The sequence below is a fragment of the Noviherbaspirillum sp. genome (assembly GCF_035654295.1).
Lineage (GTDB): Bacteria > Pseudomonadota > Gammaproteobacteria > Burkholderiales > Burkholderiaceae_D > Noviherbaspirillum.
The window spans coordinates 1-20,338 of the sequence record NZ_DASRXF010000057.1 but is presented as its reverse complement, the minus strand read 5'-3'; the positions used below and the strand labels follow the sequence as shown (position 1 = coordinate 20,338).

Sequence of the window (20,338 nt, the reverse complement as noted above, 5' to 3'; positions counted from 1 at the left end):
TCATCGCGACCCATGCCGACACCAAACTCCCCCGAACGCAAGCGCGCTCCGCGCCTCCCGAAACAGGCGCCGCCGCGCGTGGCGCCCGATGAGGGCGATCTCGATGACGTGCGCGTCGCCGCGCACGACTGCAAGGCTTGCCCGCTGTGGGCCAACGCGACACAGACCGTGTTCGGCGAAGGCCCGGAACAGGCACGCATCATGTTCGTCGGTGAACAGCCCGGCGACCAGGAAGACCGCCAGGGCCATCCCTTCGTCGGCCCCGCCGGACAACTTCTAGACCGAGCCCTGCGTGCCGCCGGCATCGAGCGCGGCAGCGTGTATCTCACCAACGCCGTCAAGCATTTCAAATGGGAGCCGCGCGGCAAGCGCCGCCTGCACAAGAAACCGGGCGAGGCGGAAATCGGCGCATGCCATCAATGGCTGGAGCGCGAACTCGAACTCGTGGCGCCCGAGCTGGTGGTAGCACTGGGCGCGACCGCCGCGCGCGCATTGCTCGGGCGCGCCACGCCCATCGAAGCCAATCGCGGCAGGCTGATGCCGCTGCACGGCGGCATGCAGGTGCTGATCACCGTGCATCCTTCCTACCTGCTGCGCATGCCGGATACCGCGCGCGAGGAAGCCTGGCGCAGGTTCGTGCAAGACTTGCGGATTGCAGCGCCCTTTGCGGCAGACAGCAGGCGCGCATGAACATCGCATGAAATGAAAAGGCCCCCGCATCGATGCGATGCGGAGGCCCTGAATTGGTGCCGGTACTACATTCCTCCCGCCGGCTCCGGTGGATGCAGCCTGTTCTTTTGAAAACCTTGGTCTCACTCCGACGGCTGCATGGGTTCGCATCTTACACGGAAATCGCGGGCGAGATGTTACATTGCGTAACGCGTTCGATGCGTATCAATTATCCTTTTCTTCACGCTCCGCTGCCAGCAATCCGAGACGCACACGCACGCTGTCTTCGTCGACGTTCATCAGCCGCGCAATCGCGCGGAAATCGTCCGGCAACGCCGGGTCATCCCATCCATGCGCACTGTGCCGCGCAAGGTCCACCGCAAGCTTCACATTCTTCACGCGCGGCTTCTCGCAGCAGGTGTCGTCCATCAGGGTCAGGAGCAGCTCGGGCAGTTCCCAGTTGCGGCATACGAGTGCCTGCAGCGCGTTCAGCGGGAAGCCGAGCACAGCGGTTTGCGCATCCGCGCTGCGCAGTGCCGGATCGGCATGCTGCAGCGCCTGCACCTTCAGCGCCGCCTCCGGCGCCCAGCACCACAGCAGCATCTCGGCGAGGTCGTGCAGCAGGGCGGCGATCGCCACTTCCTCGCTGTTGAGGTCGCAGCGCCACACGGCCCACTCCAGCGCGTAATGCGAGGCGCGCTGCGCACGCCGCACCACATGCAGCAGGCCGAGCAGCGCCTGCGGATTCATGTGGTTCTCGATGAGCTCGAACTCCGCGAAATGGCGGAAGAAGGGTTCCACGCCGAGCATCATCACCGCGTGCTCGACGGTCGACATATCCTGCAGCTGCCTGCGGCCGCGATGGGCGGCGGAAAAGCGCAGCACACGCGCGGTCATCATCGGGTCGTGCAGCACGATGTCGGCGAGTTCGCGCACGTCGATGCGGTCCATGCGTTCGCGCGCCGCGAGAAGCGCGTGGGCGGTGTGGCGCAGCACAGGCAGTTCGCGGTCCGCCAGGAATGCGGCCCAGGATTCGATGCCGGATAGGGGAGTGTTCATGATGGCAGCCTTCGGGTCCTTGCCTTCATCAAGCTACTGGGAAAAGCCGTTGTCATCGATCAAGCTTGCCAATCCATAACCGCGGCACGGCCTCATTCGATCACAGGCTTTCTTCGATTGCAAGGAAACGGCGTTCCCGGACACCGGCTTTGGCGCAGATCAGCGGCGCCGGGATGCGGACGTCTAAGCTGGAGTGAGAATACGAACAGCGAGAAGGGAACAGCGATGGACACGGTAAGCCTCAAACGCGGCCGCGGAACGGTCAACCTGGTCAAGAGCGATGATCTCATCGCCATCCGTCCGGCTTCCCGGGCGGAAGTGGAGGAAGTGCTGGCGGCCGTGCCGGTGGCGGCGGCAGCGCTGGACACCGGCGCGCGCATCGGCGGGTTCGAGATCGTCAAGCTGCGCGCGACGAAGGAGACGATGGAGGAAACCCTCGACACGCTGCGCCGCCACTACCTCGTCGATGCTGGCACGCACGTCTACCACACGCCACGCAGCAGTGCGCCCATCGTCCCCACCGGCAGGATCACGCTGCGCTTCACGCCCGGTTGCACCCTCGACCAGCGGCAGAAAGTCCTCGACGACAACCATCTCGAGATCGTCGAGTCCTCGGTCAAGCAGAAACCGGACGGCAGCACGGTCGAGACCTTCACCGTGCGTACCACGCCCGACGCGCCGAACCCGTTGAAGATCGCCGCCAAGCTGCAGCAGGACGGCAGCGTGGTGGCGCTGGCCGAGCCCGACCTCGCCACCCCGGGCCAGCTCATGGCCTTCCAGATGCCCGCCGACATCTTCCTGCAGGAGCAGTGGCACTTGAAGAACGACGGCATGCAGTTCGGCTCTTCCCTCGGCCTGAAGCAGGGTGCGGATGCGCGCGTCGTGGCGGCGTGGCAGCGCATGCAGTCGCTCGGTTCGCCGGCATGCATCGTAGCCGTGATCGACGATGGCTTCGACCTGTCGCATCCCGACCTCTCGGGCAGCAGCAAGGTCGTCGCGCCCTGGGACTTCACGACCAACACCGACAATCCCGCGCCCAGGCGATTTCATCCTGACACCCGACACGGCGATTACCACGGCACGGCCTGCGCCGGTGTCGCGATCGGCAACCCGAGCGGCGGCGGCATCATCGGCGCCGCGCCCGGCTGCCGCTTCATGCCGGTACGCTGGAACAGCTCGATCTCCGACGACACCATCCGGCGCCAGTTCGGCTATGTCGCGACGCAGGGCGCATGGGTGGTCAGCTGCAGCTGGGGCGTGGCGGCCGACGAGTTCACCCTGTCCACCATGATGGACGAGGCGATCGCCGACTGCGCGACGCAGGGTCGCAACGGGCTCGGCTGCGTGATCGTGTTCGCCGCCGGCAATGCCAACCACGACATCAACGATCCGCAGGGCGGCACCGTCGACGGCTTCGCCACGCATCCCGACGTCATTGCCGTGGCCGCCAGCAACAGCCGCGACCAGAAATCGAATTACTCGAACTTCGGCAAGGAGATCTCCATCTGCGCGCCTTCGAGCGGCGCGGGCGGGCGCGGCATCCTGACCTCCGATGTGCGCGGCACCTTCCAGCACCAGGGCGTCACCTACGAGGCGGGTTACGAGGCCGGCGATTACACCCGCAGCTTCGGCGGCACGTCGAGCGCGACGCCGCTGGTGGCCGGCATCTGCGCGCTGGTGTTGTCGGTCAATCCCGCGCTCAGCGCCCGGCAGGTGAAGGAAATCCTGCAGACCACCGCGCGCCGGATGGGCGATCTCGAGTCCTATGATGAAGAGGGGCATTCGATCTATCACGGCTACGGCTGCGTCGATGCCGGCGCGGCGGTGCAGATGGCTTTCGACAGCCTTGAGCCGATGCGCGGCACGAGCGCACGCCCGGCACGCCCGGCACACTCTGCAAGCGTGCGCGTCGCGGAAGAAGCAGCGCCGCGCGAAGACACGCTGTATGCATCCGAGTTCTGGGGCATCTCGCGCCACGAACTCATCGCCGGCGCCGCCGACCGCCTGCTGAACCAGCGTGCGCGCGAGGAAGTGGAACGTCTCCTCACCCCGCTGGGACACGCCACTTTGCAGGAGATCGCCGGCTGGGCCGACCGCATCCGGGGCGGAACGGGCGGCGCGACCGACCTCGATACCGCGCAATTCCTGCGTGATTTCCCGAACGAGGAGAGCCGCGACTGGCATTACGTGAACCTGCCCCTGGGCGTGAAGAGCTACGCCGACGCGGCGCGGCTGGAGTTCACGCGCGATGACGATGTCGTGCAGATGAGCAGCATCGTGGTGCGCGTGCTGCAGGGCGATTCGAAAGTCATGAGCCGATTGAACGCCTTGCGCTGGCTGGTGCATCTCGTGGGCGACGTGCACCAGCCGTTGCATGTGGGCTGCGGCTTCATCGACACCACGGGTGCACGCCCGCAGCTCGTGTCCGATCCGCAGCTGATCCGCGAAAAGCGCCTCGCGCACGATCGTGGCGGCAACAGCCTCATCCTGCCCGTGTCTGGCGGCGTCAGCCTGCATGCCTACTGGGACAGCCGCCTGCCCGGCAGCATCGCGCACGGTGCCGCAGCAGACGGGGAGACCGGTACGGAAATCAAGCGGCGCTTCATCACACGTCTGTTGGCGATGGTCGAGGAGCAGCGCGCGCTGAACAGCGAAGCGGCTGTCGGACTGGGGGATACCCTGCCGCCCGCGCGCTGGGCCGAGCATTGGGCCAACAGCGCCTTGCTGCATGCGCGCGCCGCGTACGACAACCTGCGCATTACCGAGCGCATCGACGGCAACAGGTTCAGGGTTTCGTGGGAGGGAAAGGCCGCCTATGACAAGCGCTTCAGGCCCGCCGTCACCGCCCAGCTGAGTGCGGCGGCGGCGAACCTTGCGAGCCTGCTCAATGCCATCCTCGGGGCGGAGAAGCTGGCGTCGGGCGTGTGAGCATCATTTCAGCACCCCTTCCCGGGCATCGCCCGCCGCACCTCGCCGATGAAGCGGCCGTGGTTGAACTCCATCTTCTGCATGATCTCCTGCACATGGCCGTTGAGCAGCAGCCGGTCTTCGGCGGCGATCTGCTGCGCCGTCAGGATGACCACCGGGATGGCGCGCGTGGCGGGATCGTCCTTCAGCGCCTCCACCACATCGAAGCCGTTCACTTCCGGCATCATGAGATCGAGGACGATGAGGTCGGGCCGGCGGTGCTTCGCCAGGGCGATGCCTTGCCGGCCTCCATAGGCGGGAACGACCTGGTATCCGGCGGCGTGGAGATGGGTGCGCGCCAGTTCCACCGCCTTGCGATCATCATCCACCACCAGCACCGTGCGCTTTTCACGGCCGCTGGTGCCGAAGCCGATCGCTTCCAGCGCCTCAAGCAGGTCTGCGCGGCCCACCGGTTTCTGCAGCACGCGCGCCGCGCCCAGCGACAGGCCATGGTTGCCGTCGGCGAGGATGGAAACGATGACCACCGGGATCGCGCACAGCTCCGGATCGCGCTTGAGCCGTTCCAGCGCTTCCCAACCGTTCATGCCGGGCAGCAGGAGGTCCAGGATGATGACGTCGGGCCGTTCGCGGGCCGCGGCTTCCAGGCCCGCTTCCGCGGTGCCGGCGCATACCATGCGGAATCCTCCGCCCTCGAGCTGCAGCCGCAACAGGCTGGCCGACTTTTCATCGTCTTCGATGACCAGCGCCAGCGGCGCATCGTTGCGTACGGAAATGCAGCCGGAGGCCGCTTCCGGCACGGGCGCGGCCGGTTCATCTCCCTGGCGCCATGGCAGCAGCACGGTGAAGGTCGAGCCCTCGCCCGGCGCGCTGCGCAGCATCACGTCGCCGCCGTGCAATTCGGCGAAGCGCTTGAGCAGCGCCAGGCCGAGGCCGGTGCCTTCATGACGGCGCGAGAGCCGGCTGTCGATCTGCGTGAAGGGCTGGAACAGGCGCGCCTGGTCCTGTGGCGAAATGCCGATCCCGCTGTCGGTCACCGACAGCTCCAGGTAATGCGCGAAGCGTCCCTGCGGGAAGCGCTCGCCGCCCGCCTTGCGCGCGCACAGGCGCACCGTGCCGCCCTCAGGCGTAAACTTTACGGCGTTGGACAGCAGGTTGTAGAGGATCTGGCGCGTCTTGCGCGCGTCGAGAAGCACATCGTCGAGGTCGTCCTCGATATCCGCCGTCAGCTCCAGGCGCTGCGCCGATGCCCGCTCCCGCACCACATGCAGGCACTCGCGCACCAGCATCTCGACCGGAACCGGTTCCAGTTCCAGCGTCATCTTGCCGGCCTCGACCTTCGACAGGTCGAGGATGTCGTTGATCAGCGCCAGCAGGTGCTTGCCGGCGCCGTGGATGTCGGCAATGTATTCCTTCTGCTGCGCTTCGAGCTTGCCGACCAGTCCATCCTTGAGCACTTCCGAAAATCCGATGATCGCATTGAGCGGCGTGCGCAGCTCGTGCGACATGTTGGCGAGGAAGTCGGACTTCAGGCGGCTCGCTTCCTGCAACTGGCGGTTCTTCGCCGCCAGCAGGTGGTTGGCCTGTTCCAGGTTGCCGCCCAGGCGTTCGAGCTCGGCGGCGCGTTCGCGCTCCCTTGTGTTCGATTCGGCCAGCCGCGCGTAAAGCACGCCGTTCTCCAGCAGCAGGGTGACCATCACGAAGGTGGCCGCCAGCAGCCCGTAGATACGGCCGGCATAGAAGCCGAGGTCGTAACGCCCGTGGTTCAGCATCGCCGACAGCGCGATATCGAACAGCCAGGCGCTCATGACCACCGTCAGCCAGAGGTCGATCACGGTATGGGTGCGCCGGCGCCACATGAAGAACATGGCCAGGACGCTGAACGCCCAGGTGGCCGACACCACCACGATCATCGATGGCGTATAGCGGTTGCCCGCCATGATGGCCGGCAGCAGCGATTGCCCGGAAGTCGCGGTCAGCAGCGCGCCGCCCGCGAGCGCCAGGGCGCCCGCGATGCAGGCGGCGATGCAGGCGCCGGTGCGGGCAATCTGCCTCTGACCGGATCGCGCATAGGCAATCACGAACAGCGGAAAGACGGCATGCCAGAACATGTACAGCCAGGCCGTGCTTTGCGGCCCCGCGCCGAACAGGCCGCCGGGTGCGAAAAGGCCGGGAAAGGTCAGCGCATGCGCCACCGCGATGAACGCGGTGAACAGGTAGCCGGTGGCGAGGAACGCCAGGCCGCGCGAGCGCAGGATGCGGAACTGACCGAACAGCAGGACCGCCGTGATCAGGTCGCTCACGACGAGCGCCGACTGGTAGACCGGGATGAACGCCGCAACCGGCGGCAGCTGCATCTTCGCGAACGGCACGGCGGCAAGGAAGAAGGCCAGCGACACGCCGAAGACCGCAAGCGCAAGCTGGCGCTGCTTGCGGCCCGGTTCCGCGGTAGCCAGGAAGACCGGCGTATCGTGGCGATGATGTTGCATCGATAATGGAAAGAAAGTTAACAGCCGGTGCAAACTTGCCCGGGGTTTCCTCTTTAATATATATCCCTTTGCACCGAACCTGAAACCCAATCGCGCCAGAACCGGAAACCTTCATGCACGACCTGCTGCTCACTCCCGTTGTCTTCCTTCTAACGGCTGTCCTGCTCGTTCCGCTGGCGCACCGCCTGGGACTAGGGGCCGTCCTCGGTTACCTCCTTGGCGGATGCATCATCGGTCCCTGGGGGCTGGCGATCGTGAAGAATGTCGAGGTCATCAGCCACGTCGCCGAGATCGGGGTGGTGCTCATGCTGTTCCTGATCGGCCTGGAACTGCAGCCGAGGAAACTGCTGGAAATGCGGACCATCGTCTTTGGCGGCGGCAGCCTGCAGATGGCGGCCTGCGGCGCCGTGTTGGCAGCCGGCATTGCGCTCGCCGGGCTGCCGCCGGTCGCGGCACTCGTGGCCGGCCTTGCGCTGTCGCTGTCGTCGACCGCCATCGCTGTGCAAAGCATGCAGGAAAAGCATCTCGACAATACCCCCGCCGGCAAGAACGCCTTCGCCATCCTCCTGTTCCAGGACATGGCCGCCATCCCGCTGCTGGTGCTGGTGCCCCTGCTGGGCGCGCAGGCCGGGCAAGGGGAGGGCTTCGACTGGATGCGCGCCACGGCGGCCGTCGCGGCGGTCTACCTCCTCAACCGCTATGCCATGCGCCCCGCGCTGCGCCTCATCGCCGGCACGCGGCTGCGCGAGATCTTCACCGCATTCGCCCTGCTGCTGGTGCTCGGCATCGCGCAGCTTATGACCCTGGCCAACCTGTCGATGGGTCTCGGCGCCTTCCTCGCCGGCGTCCTGCTCGCGCGATCCGAATACCGCAAGGCGCTGGAGACCGACCTTGAACCGTTCAAGGGACTGTTGCTCGGTCTGTTCTTCACCTCGGTCGGCATGTCGATGAACCTCGGCCTGCTCGCCGCCGCGCCGCTCACGATCGTCGCACTGACGGTCGGCTACATGGCGCTGAAGATGCTCACCCTCGGCCTGATCGCGCGCGTGCTGCCGATCGCCGCCGTGCAACGCTGGCCGTTTGCCGCGTTGCTTGCGCAGGGCAGCGAATTTGCCTTCGTCGTCTTCGCCGTCGCGCGCGATGCCAAGGTGCTGCCGGCGCCGTGGAACGACATGCTGCCGCTCGCCGTGGCGCTTTCGATGGCGCTCACGCCGCTGGCCCTTGCCGCCGGCAACCGCCTCGCCAAGGCCTTCCACGGAACACCGCCGCGCCCGGTGGACGTCATCGAGCCGGACGGCGCGCGCGTGATCATTGCCGGGTTCGGCCGCGTCGGCCAGATCGTCGGCCGCATGCTCACCGCCTCCGGCATCAAGATCACCGTGCTCGACAACGACCCCGACCTGCTCGACACCGTGCGCCGCTTCGGCTTCAAGGTGTACTACGGCGACGCCACGCGGCTCGACCTGCTGAAGGCGGCGGAGGCCGACAAGGCGATTCTGCTTGTCAATGCGATCGACGATGTCGACAGCAACCTCAAGCTGACCGACCTCGTGCGTTCGCATTTCCCGCACCTCAAGTTGTTGTGCCGGGCGCGCGACGTTACGCACGTTTTCGAGTTGCGGAGCCGTGGCGTGGAACTGATTGAACGGGAAACCTTCGAGTCCGCGCTCGTGATTGCGGAAATAGCGCTGCTGCAGATGGGGATGGATGCGCAGACGGCAGAACTGGCGCGCAACCGGTTCAGGGAGCACAACTACGCTACGCTGGAGGCGCTTTTCCCGCATTTCCGCGATGAAACGAAGCGGGTGTCGATTGCGCAGGCGGCGCGCGAGGCGTTGTCGCAATCGTTTCAGCAGGATGGGATCAAGGTCAAGGATGGGGAATAGATGCGGGCTCGCGCCTTTTATGCGCAGGTGGGTTTCGCTTCGCTCTACCCACCCTACGGTTCTTTATTTGTTACGGTACCGCCCTACTCACACTACGGTTCTTTATAAAGGACGGTAGGGTGGGTAGAGCGCAGCGAAACCCACCTCCCAACCACCTACACCCCCAGCACAGTCACCACCACCCTTCGATGCTGCGGCTCCGTCCGATGCTCCCAAAGAAAAATCCCCTGCCAGGTACCAAGCAGCATGCGACCCCCGCCGACAGGAACACTCAACCCCGTATCCGTCAACACGCTGCGCGCATGCGCGGCCATGTCGTCGGGCCCTTCCAGGTCATGCCGATAGGCCGGGTCGCCATCCGGCGCGAGCCGGCCGGCGATGGTTTCGAGGTCTCGCCGCACGTCGGGGTCGGCATTTTCCGTGATGATGAGCGAGCAGCTGGTGTGCTGCACGAAGACGTGCACGATCCCTGTGCCAATCCCGGAATCGGTCACCACGCGGGCGACGGCATCGGTGATGTTGCGGGTGCCGCGCCCCGTGGTGGAAAAATCGAGGACGGATTGGCGGTGCATCATGGCGGGTTCAGGCGGCCGGCTTGTGTCCCATGGCCTCGCCCATGCGGATCGCGCGCTCGGCCAGCCACTCGGGATTGAATTCGATCACGCCTTTCGGGTAGAGCATGACCACGGTCGAGCCGAGCAGGAAACGGCCCATTTCCGCTCCCTTCTTCAGCACGATGTCCTTGTCATGATACTGCCACTCGCGCACCTGCCCGCTGCGCGGCGGGTTGACCACGCCGTGCCATACCGTCGCCATGCTGCCGACGATGGTGGCGCCGACCAGCACCAGCACGAACGGCCCGTGCGGTCCGTCGAACACGCACACCACGCGCTCGTTGCGGGCGAACAGGCCGGGCACGCCGCGCGCGGTCGCCGGGTTCACGGAGAACAGCGCACCCGGCACGTAGATCATGCGCAGCAGCTTGCCGTCGCAGGGCATGTGGATGCGGTGGTAGTCGCGCGGGCTCAGGTAGAGCGTGGCGAAGCTGCCGTGGTCGAATTGCGCTGCAAGCGCGCTGTCGCCGCCCAGCAGCGCGGCGGTCGAATAGCGGTGGCCCTTGGCCTGGAAGATCTGGTCGTGCTCGATGCCGCCGAACTGGCTGATCGCGCCGTCAACCGGGCAGATGAAGTCGGCGTCGGCCAGCGGACGAGCCCCTTCGCGCAGCGCGCGGGTGAAGAATTCGTTGAAGCTCGGATAGCTCGCCAGGTCGGGGTTGTGCGCCTCTTCCATATTCACGCCATACTTCCTGGCGAACCATCGGATTACATGCGGCGTGAAGCGGCCTCCTGCAGATGCAAAACGTCCGGCAAGCGCGGTGAGGGCTTGTTTCGGCAACAGGTATTGATGCAGTACGGAAAAACGCATGGATGCGGGCTACCTAGTGGGAAAGATGGGAAATTGTTGGCCCGATTATAGCTTCATGAGGGACGTGACGCGTTCCAAGGAGACGATATGCGACGAGCGGCAATCGGTTTCATCCTCGGGCTGTTGTGTTCCGGCGCGGCAGCGGCCGATGCGGTATGGGAGCAGTTGCGAAAGGGCGGTTACGTCCTGCTGATGCGGCATGCGCAAACCGAACCCGGCACCGGCGACCCGCCGGGCTATACGCTGGCCGATTGCCGCACGCAGCGCAACCTTTCGTCGGAGGGCAGGGCGCAGGCCCGCCGCACCGGCGAGGCCTTCCGCACGCGGGGCATCGTCGTGAACGAGGTGCGCAGCAGCGCATGGTGCCGCTGCATGGACACGGCCACGCTCGCTTTTGATAATGCGACGGTGTGGCCGGCGCTCAATTCCTTCTTCGACGCACCGGGCCGCCGCGACGAACAGACGGAGCAGGTGCAGGACTTCGTGCAAAGCGTGCGACCGCCGCGCAATGTGATGCTGGTGACGCACCAGGTCAATATCAGCGCGCTCACCGGAGAGCCGGTGGCTTCCGGGGAAATCGTGGTCGTGAAGGCGCCGGCGAAGCCCGGCGAGCGCGTGGATGTGGTGGGCAGGCTGAACGTGCCGTGAGCGTCATGACCGCGTAGGCTGGGATGAAATCCCGGCAATCCGCTCCCGATTGCATCAGGCACGCGCGAAATCCGGAATCCGAAAGCGCTTGCGGTAGTCCCCCGGGGCCAGCCCGGTCGTTCGCTTGAACAATCGGCGGAAGAAGGCAGGGTCTTCATAGCCGACCTGCCAGCTGATTTCATCAATGGATACCTCGGTGCGCTCCAGCCGGCGCTTGGCATCCTCTATTCGCAAGCGCTGCACGTAGCAAAGTGGAGTGAGGCCGGTGGCGTCGGTGAAGCGGCGCTTGAACGTGCGTTCGGCGAGGCGCGATCGCTTGATCATTTCCTCGACCGGATGGGCGACTGGGAAATGCGTTTCCAGCCATTGCTGGGCGCTCCGGATGTCGCCGTCCGAGTGGTCGCGCCGGCCTTCGAATACGATGTAGGGAGTGAGCCCGTCCTGGTGCCACTGCAGCGCAAACATGCGCGCGACTTCCTGGGCGCCGGTGGCCCCGACATAACGGGCGATCAGGTAGAGCACGAGGTCATGCCAGCTCATCGACGCGCCCGAGCTCACCAGTTCTTCGCGCACGCCCGACACGACCAGCACGCGCTCGGGATGAATCGGAACGGCAGGGAATGCGGTGCTGAACTGCCTGGCGTAACCGAAATGTACCGTGGCATCGCGGCCGTCGAACAGGCCGGTCTCGGCCAGCAGGAAAATCCCAGAGCACGCCGAACACAGCAAGGCACCACGCCGATGCATCCTCTCCAGCCATGCGACCAGCCGCGGGTAGCGGGCCGGCTCCCACCCATGCGCCCCGAGCAGGATGGACGGGACGATCACGATGTCGGTGGCGTCGATGTCGGCGACTGCGCGCTGCACCTTGACGGGCACGCCGCTGGCCAACTCCAGCGGCCCCGTCTCTTCGCCCACGATCTGGATCTGGAAGGGCGGCTGCGCAGACGTGCCCGGCATGCCCAGCAGCGCAAAGGCGTTCATGACGTCGAAGATGCCTGTCAGCGTGGAAACCACCGCATCCGGCAGTGCAACGAGGCTGACGTGGCGCGGGTCCGGGCCGGCGTGCAGAGAGGGCGCGTTCATCGCTGTCCCTCCGTGCAGGGAGGCAAGCCCGTCCGTGGCACAAACGAACCGATTTCGGGCGCATCCGGCTCTGCCCCGCATGCGGCCCGCATGCGATTCTGTGCTCGCAGTCTGAACCGGACGATAACCCACCTGGAGGTAATAAGCATGGACGCATCCGTGATTGATCAAACCAAACTCGAATCCTTTGTCATGCGCGCCATCGGCGACCTGTCCGCCGGTTACGGCGGCGTGATGGTCAGTCTCGGCAGCAAGCTCGGTCTTTACAAGGCGCTTGCCGGCGCCGGGCCGCTGACTTCCGCCGAGCTTGCACAACGCGCCGGATGTGCCGAACGTTATGTGCGCGAATGGCTCAATTCGCAGGCCGCGGGCGGCTATGTCAACTACCATGCCGTCAGCGACACCTACGAGCTTGCGCCAGAGCAAGCGATGGTCCTGGCCGATGAAGACAGTCCAGTATATATCCCCAATGCGTGGAATGTACCGGCATCCATGTGGTTCGACGAAGAGAAGGCGCTCGAGGCCTTCCGCACCGGCAACGGCGTCGCATGGGGCGATCACCATGGCCGGCTCTTTTGCGGCGTCTCGGCGTTCTACCGCAACGCCTACCGCGGCAGCCTGCTGTCGGAATGGCTGCCGGCGCTCGAGGGCGTCGTGGAGAAACTCCATTCGGGCATCAGCGTGGCCGATATCGGTTGCGGCTACGGCCACTCGAGCGTGCTGATGGCGCAGGCATTTCCGCGCTCGCGCTTTCATGGGTTCGACGCGCATGCGGATTCTATCGATGAGGCAAGAGGCATCGCTGCCAACGCGGGTCTGTCGCCGCGGCTCCGCTTCGATGTTGCACGCGCGTCGGACTACCCCGGCAACAACTATGGGCTGATCTGCTTCTTCGACTGCCTGCACGACCTTGGAGACCCGGTGGCTGCCGCGCGCCACGCAGCCGAGGCGCTGGCGCCGGACGGCACGATCCTGCTGGTCGAGCCGTTCGCCAACGATCGCACCGAAGACAATATTTCGCCCGTCGCCCGTCTCTACTATGCGGCCTCGACCACGATCTGCTGCGCGCATGCCATCGCCGAGGGTGGACACACGGTGCTGGGCGCGCAGGCCGGCGAGGCGCGCCTGGCAGCAGTGTTCCGCAAGGCAGGATTCACGCACTTCCGCCGCGCCGCTGAGACGCCGTTCAACCTCATCCTCGAAGTGCGCAGGTGAGCCACGGTAGGCTGGGATGCAATCCCAGCAACACCAAAATGCTGAAACAGTGCTGGGATTGCATCCCAGCCTACGAACCAAAACCCAACAGGAGTTGAAAATGAACACGAAGTCCATCTTTGCAGCCATTGCCTTCACCGCCGCCGGTTCCGCTGCCGCGGGCGATGTTTATCCCTACGTCGACCACAGCAAGTTCACCGGTACGCGCACGCGCGCCGCAGTACAGGCCGAACTGCGGGCAGCGCCGAGCGTGTCGGCGCGCCTGCACGAGTTCGTCGAGCAGCCCGCCGTTGCCTCCGCGAGGAAGCGCGACGAGGTGCGTGCCGAAGCGGGGCGTGGCGATACGGAGGAATTTAGTTATGCCGCTTCAAGCGGCAGCCGCGGGGCGACACGGTAGGCCGGGATGAAATCCCGGCAATCATCAACGGGTTGAGTTGCGCCGGGATTGCATCCCGGCCTTCGGCCAACCATCGAAAAGACTGATTGCGGAGCGCAATCCTTTAGGACGGTTTGGATCCCTTGCGGTGCGGCTTCGGGCCATTGGTTTTGGCCTTGAACGGCGCCTTGCCGGCGGACTTCTTCCCGCTCACCGGGCGTCCGGTTGCGTGACTGATGCGAAGCTGTTGACCGGACACCGATACGGTCTTCAGTTGTTCGAACACTTCTTTTGGCATACCTTCCGGCAATTCGATCACGCTGTAGTCGTCATGGATGTCGATGCGGCCGATGTATTTGGGGTCAAGAGCCGCTTCGTTGGCGACGGCGCCGACGATATTGGCCGGCTTCACGCCATGTATATGGCCGACCTCGATGCGATATGTTTGCATGCCCTGCATGCCCACATTGCCGCGGCGTTCAGGGTGCGCCTTGCGCGACAATTTTTCGGTGCGCATGCCGACGTTTGAGGACGCGCTCTTGCCCGCTGCCGCCGGTTCGCCCTCGCGGCTGATCTGTAACTGCCGGCCGGCGACCCACACCGTTTTGAGATGGCTGAGAAGATCATCCGGCATGCTGTCCGGTAAATCCAGTGTGCTGTAGTCATCGTAGATTTCGATGCGGCCAATGTACTTGGAATCCAGTCCTGCTTCATTGGCAATGGCGCCGACGATGTTGCCCGGCTTGACGCCGTGTGCATGGCCAACTTCAATGCGGAAGGTCTGCATGCCAGGCTCCGGCGTGCGGTCCACGCGCTCTTTCACCGGGCGATCGAACGTGCGGTTGGCGCGTTCGTTGCGCGCATCCCGGTCCATCCGTTGCGTGGAGCCTGGCCTGTCGGCAGACCCGGTGCGTTCGTCCTGAGGCTCACGCCTTTTCTCGTCGAGCAACAGCGGCACGTCGCCCCGCGCGAGTTTGGCCAGGGCGGCGGCGATCTCGATGGCAGGAATATTCTTTTCGCGCTCATAGTCCTCAATCAGCGACTGGAATTCTTCCAGGCCGCCGGCGGCCAGCGTGTCGCCGATCTGGTCCTTGAATCTGGCGATGCGTACATCGTTCACCGCCTGTATGGTTGGCAGTTCCAGCCGTGCCACGGGCTGGCGCGTGGCGCGCTCGATCGCCTTGAGCAGATTCCGCTCGCGCGGCGCGATGAACAGGATCGCCTCGCCGCTGCGCCCTGCGCGTCCGGTACGGCCGATGCGATGCGTGTAGCTCTCCGGGTCGTACGGCACGTCATAGTTGATCACGTGGCTGATGCGCTCCACATCCAGTCCGCGCGCGGCGACATCGGTTGCCACAAGGATGTCGATCTTGCCGTCTTTCAGAAGCTGGATCGTGCGTTCCCGCTGCTGCTGTGCCATGTCGCCATTGATTGCGGTGGCCGAGAAGCCGCGCGCCTGCAGCTTGGTCGCCAGCTCTTCCGTGCCCAGCTTGGTGCGCGCAAAAATGATCATGCCGTCGAACGGCTCTGCTTCCAGGATGCGCGTCAACGCATCGAGCTTGTGCATGCCACTGACCAGCCAGTAGCGCTGCCGGATGTTGTCGGCTGTTCCGGTCTTGGCTGCGATCGTGACTTCGGCGGCGTTATGCAGGTAGGTCTGTGCGATGCGGCGGATCACCGGCGGCATGGTCGCCGAGAACAATGCAGTCTGGCGCGATTCCGGCGTCCTTTGCAGGATGGTTTCAACGTCGTCGATGAATCCCATGCGCAGCATTTCGTCCGCTTCGTCGAGCACCAGGGTCTTGAGCTGCGAGAGGTCCAGCGAACCCTTTTCGATGTGATCGATGACACGTCCCGGCGTGCCGACGACAACATGCACGCCGCGCCTCAGCGCTCCCAACTGCGGACCGTAACTCTGGCCGCCATAAATCGGCAGGACATGAAATCCGGGGATATGCGTGGCATAGCGCTGGAAGGCCTCTGCCACCTGGATCGCCAGTTCGCGCGTCGGCGCCAGCACCAGGGCTTGCGGCGCGGTCTGCTTGAGGTCGATGCGCGCAAGTATGGGAAGGGCAAAGGCCGCTGTCTTGCCGGTGCCTGTCTGGGCCTGGCCAAGCACGTCGCGTCCCTCCAGCAAGAGCGGAATCGTGGCGGTCTGGATGGGCGACGGCGACTCGTAGCCAAGCTCCTGCAACACACGCAGCAATGGCGCGCTTAGATTCAGGTCGGCAAAAAGCGGGAAGGACGTATCGGACATGGAATTTCTCACAGGGATGTTTGGATCGCGGCAGGCGCAGGCTTTGGTATGGAGTTTACTCGCAGTCAGCCTGCGGGCAAACGGATACACTCTCGTATGTTCCCGTTTTTTGCATTCACATGAGCTTTTCCTCCCTTGGCCTGATCAGTCCGCTATTGCAGGCACTCGACGCACTGGAGTACAAACTCCCGACGCCTGTGCAGGCGCAGGCGATTCCGGCCGTCCTCGCCGGGCGCGACCTGATGGTGGCCGCGCAAACCGGCACCGGCAAGACGGCCGGCTTCGCGCTGCCGCTGCTGCAACGCCTGAGCACGGAAGGCGCGCCGGTGGGCAGCAATGCCGTGCGCGCGCTGGTACTGGTGCCGACGCGCGAGCTGGCAGAGCAGGTGCATGAAAGCTTTCGTGCATACGGCCGGCATCTTCCCTTGCGCACCCACGTCGCCTATGGAGGCGTCAGCATCAACCCGCAGATGATGAAGCTGCGCAAAGGCCTCGACCTCCTGGTTGCCACGCCGGGCCGCCTGCTCGACTTGTACGGCAAGAACGCGGTCAAGTTCACGCAGCTGCAAGCCCTCGTTCTGGATGAAGCCGACCGGATGCTCGACCTTGGTTTTTCCCGCGAGCTGGACGCGTTGATCGCGGCATTCCCGAAGCGCCGGCAGACACTGCTGTTTTCGGCGACGTACTCGGACCCGATCCGCGCACTCGCAACATCGCTGCTGCGCGATCCGCTGACTATTGATGTCAGCCCGCGCAACAGCACGGTGAAAAGCATCAAGCAGTGGCTCATCCCGGTCGACAAGAAACGCAAGTCCGAACTGTTTTGCCATCTGCTGAAGAAGAACGGCTGGGGCCAGGTACTGGTATTCGTGAAGACCCGCAAGGGCGTGGAGCAGCTCGTGGAAACACTGCTCGCACAGGGCATTCGTGCCGACTCGATCCACGGCGACAAGCCTCAGCCCGCCCGGCTGCGTGCACTTGAACGGTTCAAGTCCGATGAGGTGCAGGTGCTGGTGGCGACCGACGTGGCCGCGCGCGGCCTGGATATCGACGATCTGCCGCTCGTGGTCAATTTCGACCTGCCGATCGTCGCCGAAGATTACATTCACCGTACCGGCCGTACCGGGCGCGCAGGCGCATCCGGTGAAGCCATCTCGCTGGTAGCCGCAGACGAGGTGCAGCAGTTAGCGGCAATCGAAACATTGACGCGCCAGATATTGACGCGCAACGACGAGCAAGGCTTCGAGCCGGAACATCGTGTGCCGATGACCGATGCGCGCGGGCAGGTGCTGAAAAAACCGAAGAAGCCCAAGAAGCCCAAACCGGGCAAATCCCAGGGAGTTTGAGCGTCAGTCATTCAACGCGGCCTTTGCCGCTTCTTCCGGAGACAATCCGTCATAGAACATATCGGTGAACCACTCGACCTGTTCCTCAATATGCTCTTGCGCCTGGCTCAGCGTCGCGCCGCCGGCAACAAGATATTTTTCCACTTCGGTACACCACTGAATCAACGCGGCGGTTTCCGGATCGAGCTTTTCTTTCTTTGCCATTCAAGTTTCCTGTCTCTTGGTAATGTTTGCGGGGGAGTGCGGACGCACATGTGTTGCTTGCACTAAAGTATTCGCCGTGCCGTTGCGGATGCCTGCCCTGCGAAGTGTTGCGTTACCGCCGTCATCCCGACGAAAGTCGGGATCCAGCGTCTTACATGGGTCGCATGTGTCAATTAACGACACTGGATTCCTGCTTGTGCTTTCGCAGGAACGACGTCCCTTATTTACAACCCTACGTGAACGGTATCGGGCCATGTCAGGGCCTTTTTTGGCCGCATTCCTTTCATTTTGCAAAGGACGCTATCTACGTACGCTACCCGCTTACTCATTTGTTCGGCTCTCCGAACAATTCCTCAAGTAGCCGCTTCGACTCGCGAAGTCCCTCTTCCGTGAACATGACGGACTTTGCTTTGCCGACAGGATCTGCGATGTAACCTTTCTCGTGCAGGCGAGCCATCGAGTCCCAATCAAAAGACTTCCACGCGCGCGTACGGTCGTGGAGTCCCAAATGAAGCAGCGCCAATACTGCGGCATCAATGCGATCTGTGTTGAGTTTCACGGTGAGCATCCTCTCGTCAGCGTCTCGCTTACCTGCGCGACTGGTTCAATGTCATTTCCTTCTGCTGCGCACGGACCTCCGCCGGCCATGTGCTCTTGATGTACGCCAGCACGGCGCTGATGTCCGCGTCGGAAAGCGTTTGCGCGTATGCCGGCATGTCGCTCTGGTAGCCGTCAGGGGCGGTGCGTCCGGGTACGAGGCCGTGCTTCACGATATCGACGAGCACCGCGTCCGGGTGGTGCCACGTGTGCCCCGACTCGTCGTGGGGCGGCGCGGGCAGGCGGCCGTTGGGCAGGCGCTTGCGCCACTCGGGCTGTCCTTCCAGCTTTGCGCCATGGCAGACGGCGCACTGGGCGGTGTAAATGTCCTTGCCCCTGGCCACAGCCTGCTGGTCGGAGGGATCGATGTAGGGAACCGAGGGTTGGCTGAAGAAGACGATGCCGCCGACGATGATGACGGCGGCAGCCGCCAGTAAGAGTGCGATCCGGTTGCGTGTCATGCTTGTTTCCGGGATAAGGGGCGCATGCCCGCGGGCATGCCGTCCATGTCGAAATGCCTGGTCGCGTACAGCTCGCCGATGCCGATGCTGTCCAGGGCATCGGCCAGATCGGCAAGCGCCGCTTCCGGCGTCTCGGTGCGACCGATTGTCTTGTCGATGGCAGCAATCGCTGCATCCCCGGCCTTTGTGCGCAGGCTCACGCGCAGCACCGCTCCGTCATCCGCTTCCGTGGGACCGATGATTGCCTGCGCATCGTCCGGGCCGCAGGCGTGCCCTTCCAGCGCCTGCTGCACTTCCGACAGTACGCGCAGCATGTCCAGTTCCGCCACCGCCGCATCCCTGCCGCCGTGGAACAGGTCCTGGTACAGGAAGTCGATCTGCGCTTCCCGCCCGTCGTTGACGAGGCAGCGCCGCAGCAGCGGCGCGACGTCTTGCGACCACTTGCGGAAGCGTTCGGCGCGCGCCGCGAAGTAGCGGTCGGCGGCGGCTTCCTTCTCGGGCACCTGGTAGAAGGGATCGTCCATCGTTTTCAGTGCGAAGCCGAGCAGGAAGCGCAGTTCCATCGCGCTGTCGTCAGGGCCGAACTGCGACGGCGGCCAGCCGCGCATGCTGCGGGCAATGGCATCGGCGGCGACGGCCTTCTTGCGCGTCATCGCTTCACCCGCTTCATGCACCATCTCGTGCAGGTGGCAGTAGCCGATGTGCTCGATCTCGTCGAGATGGTAGGCGTGGGCGACCAGCACCACTTTCGCCTTGCGGCTCTCCAGTCCGCCTTCCTGGAAGCTGTCGCGCAACTGTTCGAAGGCTTGCTCGTCGTGGAAGTCCTGGTCGCTGCGCAGGCCGCCTGTCGTGTGCACGAAGAGCGGAACGACGAAGGCGTTGATCTCCAGGTCCGGCCCCTCATCTCTGTGCAAGAGGATGGTGCCCGACAGTTCCTCGGCTTCCGCGCGCAGGACGCGGTAGGCATCGGCATCTTCTTCCCAGGTGCGTTCCAGCGCTTCGTCCAGCGCCTGTTCGCGCTTCTGCTGCAGGCACTTGCGTATCGTCCTGCGCAGCTCGGACTGGGCTTTCTTCAGTGCGTCGGGCAGCACGGCGTAGACGCCGGCTTCACGCAGGTCGAGCGCGAGCGCGACCAGGCGGTCGGAGAGGATGTCATCCCGATCCTCTGCGGGGGCGGCTTTTGCGCCGGGGGTGGGTCTGGTCTTTTTCATGGTGGTGTCTTGGCGTGGGGCATGGGCAGTTCGGCGGCGCTTGATACAAGTCAAATCGCGCGGGGAGTGCGCTCCTATGCTGTACGTGCACCTGCGCAGGCCGCCCCCATGCCTGAAGGAGGTCGCATTGTGACATGCAGCAAGTGCTTTGCAAACCGGCCGCGCACGCACTCCGTTGCCGCGCCGTCATTCAACGATTATCGAAGGAGCGACCATGTCCTTACGCATCAATGATATCGCGCCCGACTTCAGTGCCATGACGACCCAGGGACCCATCAAGTTTCATGACTGGATCGGCAACAACTGGGCGATCCTGTTCTCGCACCCGAAAGACTTCACGCCGGTATGCACGACTGAACTCGGCTACATGGCCAAGATCGAGCCGGAATTCACCAGGCGCGGCTGCAAGCTTATCGGCCTGAGCGTCGATCCGGTGGACAGCCACAAGATGTGGCTCAAGGATATCGAGGAAACCCAGGGCACG

Annotated in this window: 18 protein-coding genes; 8 read left to right on the top strand and 10 right to left on the bottom strand. The window is 64.3% G+C overall.

Going from position 1 to position 20,338, the window contains the following annotated elements; translation table 11 throughout:
• Nucleotides 1-12: 12 nt before the first annotated feature.
• Nucleotides 13-690, top strand: a complete 678-nt coding sequence (locus VFF99_RS06695; RefSeq protein WP_325016183.1) for a UdgX family uracil-DNA binding protein — start codon at nt 13-15, stop codon at nt 688-690.
• A 204-nt stretch (nt 691-894) separates the two neighbouring features.
• Here VFF99_RS06695 and VFF99_RS06690 read toward each other — a convergent pair whose 3' ends face one another.
• A complete protein-coding gene (locus VFF99_RS06690) occupies nt 895-1,728 on the bottom strand; it encodes an HDOD domain-containing protein (RefSeq protein ID WP_325016181.1) in 834 nt (277 codons plus the stop codon).
• 225 nt (nt 1,729-1,953) lie between these two features.
• Between VFF99_RS06690 and VFF99_RS06685 the strand changes: the two genes are divergently transcribed.
• The gene (locus VFF99_RS06685) at nt 1,954-4,656 is read left to right on the top strand and encodes a S1/P1 nuclease (RefSeq protein ID WP_325016179.1); all 2,703 of its coding nucleotides are present in this window, start codon (nt 1,954-1,956) and stop codon (nt 4,654-4,656) included.
• Nucleotides 4,657-4,664: 8 nt separating this feature from the next.
• On the opposite strand, the gene VFF99_RS06680 is transcribed toward VFF99_RS06685, so the two are convergent.
• Nucleotides 4,665-7,142, bottom strand: coding sequence for a response regulator (locus tag VFF99_RS06680; protein WP_325016177.1), 2,478 nt, complete (start codon nt 7,140-7,142; stop codon nt 4,665-4,667).
• A gap of 113 nt (nt 7,143-7,255) precedes the next feature.
• On the opposite strand from VFF99_RS06680, the gene kefC reads away from it, so the two are divergent.
• Complete coding sequence (kefC, locus tag VFF99_RS06675; protein ID WP_325016174.1) at nt 7,256-9,028, top strand: glutathione-regulated potassium-efflux system protein KefC; 1,773 nt, start codon at nt 7,256-7,258, stop codon at nt 9,026-9,028.
• A 155-nt stretch (nt 9,029-9,183) separates the two neighbouring features.
• Here the strand turns inward: kefC and VFF99_RS06670 are convergent, their stop codons facing one another.
• On the bottom strand, nt 9,184-9,600 hold the full coding sequence (locus tag VFF99_RS06670) for a secondary thiamine-phosphate synthase enzyme YjbQ (protein ID WP_414691512.1): 417 nt from the start codon (nt 9,598-9,600) through the stop codon (nt 9,184-9,186).
• Nucleotides 9,601-9,610: 10 nt separating this feature from the next.
• Nucleotides 9,611-10,453, bottom strand: a complete 843-nt coding sequence (gene asd / locus VFF99_RS06665; RefSeq protein WP_325016171.1) for an archaetidylserine decarboxylase — start codon at nt 10,451-10,453, stop codon at nt 9,611-9,613.
• A gap of 87 nt (nt 10,454-10,540) precedes the next feature.
• Between asd and VFF99_RS06660 the strand changes: the two genes are divergently transcribed.
• Nucleotides 10,541-11,101 (top strand): histidine phosphatase family protein, encoded by a 561-nt coding sequence (locus tag VFF99_RS06660; RefSeq protein WP_325016169.1) that lies wholly within the window; start codon nt 10,541-10,543, stop codon nt 11,099-11,101.
• 54 nt (nt 11,102-11,155) lie between these two features.
• On the opposite strand, the gene VFF99_RS06655 is transcribed toward VFF99_RS06660, so the two are convergent.
• A complete protein-coding gene (locus VFF99_RS06655; RefSeq protein WP_325016167.1) occupies nt 11,156-12,187 on the bottom strand; it encodes a GlxA family transcriptional regulator in 1,032 nt (343 codons plus the stop codon).
• 159 nt (nt 12,188-12,346) lie between these two features.
• Here VFF99_RS06655 and VFF99_RS06650 point away from each other — a divergent pair, with 159 nt between their 5' ends.
• Nucleotides 12,347-13,402: a class I SAM-dependent methyltransferase gene (locus VFF99_RS06650; RefSeq protein ID WP_325016164.1), complete on the top strand. Its 1,056-nt coding sequence runs from the start codon at nt 12,347-12,349 to the stop codon at nt 13,400-13,402.
• Nucleotides 13,403-13,502: 100 nt separating this feature from the next.
• Complete coding sequence (locus VFF99_RS06645; protein WP_325016162.1) at nt 13,503-13,799, top strand: DUF4148 domain-containing protein; 297 nt, start codon at nt 13,503-13,505, stop codon at nt 13,797-13,799.
• 103 nt (nt 13,800-13,902) lie between these two features.
• On the opposite strand, the gene VFF99_RS06640 is transcribed toward VFF99_RS06645, so the two are convergent.
• The gene (locus VFF99_RS06640; protein ID WP_325016160.1) at nt 13,903-16,035 is read right to left on the bottom strand and encodes a DEAD/DEAH box helicase; all 2,133 of its coding nucleotides are present in this window, start codon (nt 16,033-16,035) and stop codon (nt 13,903-13,905) included.
• Nucleotides 16,036-16,154: 119 nt separating this feature from the next.
• On the opposite strand from VFF99_RS06640, the gene VFF99_RS06635 reads away from it, so the two are divergent.
• The gene (locus VFF99_RS06635) at nt 16,155-17,381 is read left to right on the top strand and encodes a DEAD/DEAH box helicase (RefSeq protein ID WP_325016159.1); all 1,227 of its coding nucleotides are present in this window, start codon (nt 16,155-16,157) and stop codon (nt 17,379-17,381) included.
• A gap of 3 nt (nt 17,382-17,384) precedes the next feature.
• Here the strand turns inward: VFF99_RS06635 and VFF99_RS06630 are convergent, their stop codons facing one another.
• The 4 genes from VFF99_RS06630 to VFF99_RS06615 all read right to left on the bottom strand — a co-directional run bounded on the left by VFF99_RS06630 (nt 17,385) and on the right by VFF99_RS06615 (nt 19,854).
• On the bottom strand, nt 17,385-17,585 hold the full coding sequence (locus tag VFF99_RS06630; protein ID WP_325016157.1) for a hypothetical protein: 201 nt from the start codon (nt 17,583-17,585) through the stop codon (nt 17,385-17,387).
• 325 nt (nt 17,586-17,910) lie between these two features.
• Nucleotides 17,911-18,144, bottom strand: coding sequence for a DUF6429 family protein (locus VFF99_RS06625; protein ID WP_325016155.1), 234 nt, complete (start codon nt 18,142-18,144; stop codon nt 17,911-17,913).
• Between the two features lie 28 nt (nt 18,145-18,172).
• Nucleotides 18,173-18,643 carry a cytochrome c gene (locus VFF99_RS06620; RefSeq protein WP_325016153.1) on the bottom strand — a complete coding sequence of 157 codons (471 nt, stop codon included), beginning with the start codon at nt 18,641-18,643 and terminating at the stop codon, nt 18,173-18,175.
• Nucleotides 18,640-19,854: a DUF2863 family protein gene (locus VFF99_RS06615; protein WP_325016151.1), complete on the bottom strand. Its 1,215-nt coding sequence runs from the start codon at nt 19,852-19,854 to the stop codon at nt 18,640-18,642. The genes VFF99_RS06620 and VFF99_RS06615 overlap by 4 nt, the downstream gene beginning before the upstream one ends.
• 214 nt (nt 19,855-20,068) lie before the next feature.
• Here VFF99_RS06615 and VFF99_RS06610 point away from each other — a divergent pair.
• A partial coding sequence (locus VFF99_RS06610; RefSeq protein ID WP_325016149.1) for a redoxin domain-containing protein occupies nt 20,069-20,338 on the top strand: 270 nt, incomplete at its 3' end.